The organism is Cryobacterium sp. 10I1, from assembly GCF_035019805.1.
In the GTDB taxonomy this organism is placed as follows: domain Bacteria; phylum Actinomycetota; class Actinomycetes; order Actinomycetales; family Microbacteriaceae; genus Cryobacterium; species Cryobacterium glucosi.
Genome location: NZ_JASJVF010000350.1, coordinates 1 through 2741 on the forward strand (window position 1 = coordinate 1; position 2741 = coordinate 2741).

Here is a 2741-nt window from a genome sequence, read left to right on the forward strand (position 1 = left end):
TCGCTCGCCGGCTCAGGACGCGGCCGGCGTGGACGCCGGCTCGCTCGGTGCGGTGGCGGATGCCCCGGGTGCTCCGGTCTCCCCGTGAGCGCCGGCAGTGACCTCGTGCACGAATGCGACGAGGCGGGTGAGCACGGTCGGGTCGGTCAGCGGCGGGACGCCGTGGCCGAGGTTGAGCACGTGGGCAGGAGCGGTGCGCCCGCGCTCGAGCACGTCGAGGACGTGCGCCTCGAGGACGGGCCACGGCGCGGCGAGGAGCGCGGGGTCGAGGTTGCCCTGCAGGGGGACGTTCCCGCCGAGTCGGCGATTGGCCTCGTCGAGCGGCACCCGGTAGTCGACGCCGACGACGTCCGCGCCGACGGCGTGCATCTCGTGGAGAAGTTCGCCGGTGCCGACGCCGAAGTGCACGACGGGGACGTTGCGCCGGATCGGTGCGTCCGCACCGGGCGCGGTCTCGGCATAGCTGAGATCGCGCACGTGGGCGATCGCAGCAGCCGACGCCGGGGCGACGAACCGGCTGTAGTCGGCCAGGGAGAGCGCACCGGCCCAGGAATCGAAGAGCTGTGCAGCGCTCGCTCCTGCGAGCACCTGGGCGCGCAGGAAGCGGCCGGTCACCTCTGCGGTCCAGTCCATCAGGGAGGCCCAGGCCGCAGGGTCGGCGTGCATCAGGGTGCGCGCGTGGATGTGGTCCTTGGACGGGCCGCCCTCGACGAGGTAGGCCGCAAGGGTGAACGGCGCCCCGGCGAACCCGATCAGCGGGGTCCCGCCGAGCTGGGCGACCGTTCGGGCGACGGCCTTCCGGATCGGGTCGAGGGTGGTCTCGAGCACGGCGGGGTCGAGGGAGACGAGCTCGGCGACGTCGCGGGCGGTGCGGACGGCCTTGCCGAGCACCGGCCCCATCCCGGCGACGATCTCGACGTCGACACCGACGAGCTTGAGCGGGATCACGATGTCGCTGAACAGGATTCCCGCGTCCACCTGGTGCCGGAGCACGGGCTGGAGGGTGATCTCACTGGCCATTTCCGGGTCGAGGCACGCATCGAGCATCCGGGTGCCGACCCGCAGCGACCGGTACTCGGGAAGGGAACGCCCGGCCTGGCGCATGAACCACACGGGGGTGGCCTCCGGGCGGGTGCCCTGGTATGCGCGGATGAGGCGGGAATCGGCGGTGAGTCCGGAGGCGAGGGGGTGTTGAGCGTCGAGGTTCATTTGTGTCAATTCTGTCAAACTTTCAGGAGCCAAGCGCTTTCCGCAGATGATCCACGCCCAGATGGACAAAGTAGACTCACCGAGTGCTGATCTGCCTGTCCGCGAACCACAAGAACTCGAGTTTCGATGTACTCGAGAAGCTGTCCGTCGGCGCGCCCGGCACGGCAGGCGGCATCATCGAGCGATACCCGAGCCTGTCCGGAGCGGTCATCGTCGCAACCTGCAACCGCTTCGAGGCCTACCTCGACCTCGACGAACCCGACGGCGCCTCCCCCCTCGAGGCCGTACAGGCCGCGATCGCGGGCGTCAGCGCCGGCACCGGCGTCACCGCTGAGGTCCTCCGCGAGACCCTCGACTTCGTGCACGGCAACGGCGTCGCCGAGCACCTGTTCGCGGTGACGAGCGGCCTGGAATCCGTCGTCGTCGGCGAGGGCGAGATCGCAGGCCAGGTGCGCCGCTCCCTCGAGCAGGCCCGCGAGCGCGGCACGACCACCCCCGAACTCGAGCGGCTGTTCCAGCGCGCGTCGCAGACCTCCCGCGGCATCAAGAACCGCACCGGAATCGGCGCGGCCGGGCGGTCACTCGTGCGCCTCGCCCTGCAGCTCGCCGAGACCCGCATCGTGAACTGGGCGAGCACCCGCGTGCTGCTCGTCGGAACCGGCCGTTACGCCGGCGCCGCCCTCGCAGCGCTCCGCGACCTCGGCGTCTCCGACGTGCGGGTCTACTCGCCCACCGGGCGCGCCGTCAAGTTCGCGGGCTCGCATGGCATCACCGCGATCACCGAGTCGGGATTCGCCGTCGAAGCCGATCGTGCCGACCTGATCCTGACCTGCACGACCGTCGAACACCACGTCGTCACGGCCGCACTGCTCCGGGAGGGCGCGGCAGCAACCGCGGATGTCGACGCCGGAGCACAGCCGGTCGCTCCGGCCGGCCGACGGCTCATCATCGACCTCGGCCTGCCGCGCAACGTCGCTCCTGACGTCACCGAGGTCCCGGGAGTCGAGCTGCTCGACCTCGAGACCATCCGCATCCACGCCCCGCTCGAAGAGCTCAATGCGACGAGCGAGGCCCGCCTGCTCGTCGACCGCGCCGCACGCAAGTTCTCTGCGGTCGCGGAAGAGCAGAGCCTCACCCCAGCGGTCGTCGCGTTGCGCAGCCACGTCTTCGACCTGCTCGATTCAGAGATCGAACGGGCGCGCGCGCACGGCGACGATACCGAACAGACCGAGCGGGCGTTGCGGCATCTCGCGAGCGTCCTGCTGCACACGCCGATGGTGCGCTCACGCGAACTCGCGAGGGCCGGTGAGCAGGCCGCGTTCACCGGCGGCCTCGACGCCCTCTTCGGCATCCGGGTCGAGTCCGGCGCCGGCTCCGTGGCCGAGTCCGCTCCGCCCCTGGATCCGTTCCCCGGATCGGCGCACCGGGCCTCCTGAGCGCTCGCGCGCGGCGTCTCGGCGTCTCTTCGGCGAGCGCGGGAGCTGCGCCCCCGGGCCGGGGGGGGGGGCCCCCCCCCGCCGCGGCCCCGCGGG

The 2741-nt window shown here is 71.7% G+C and carries 2 protein-coding genes; one reads left to right on the top strand and one right to left on the bottom strand.

The features are described from left to right. Positions 1–12 precede the first annotated feature (12 nt). A complete protein-coding gene (gene hemE / locus QN345_RS17770; protein WP_134560692.1) occupies positions 13–1209 on the bottom strand; it encodes a uroporphyrinogen decarboxylase in 1197 nt (398 codons plus the stop codon). 83 nt (positions 1210–1292) lie between these two features. On the opposite strand from hemE, the gene QN345_RS17775 reads away from it, so the two are divergent. Further along, positions 1293–2645: a glutamyl-tRNA reductase gene (locus QN345_RS17775; protein ID WP_134560693.1), complete on the top strand. Its 1353-nt coding sequence runs from the start codon at positions 1293–1295 to the stop codon at positions 2643–2645. The last annotated feature ends 96 nt before the right edge of the window (positions 2646–2741 follow it).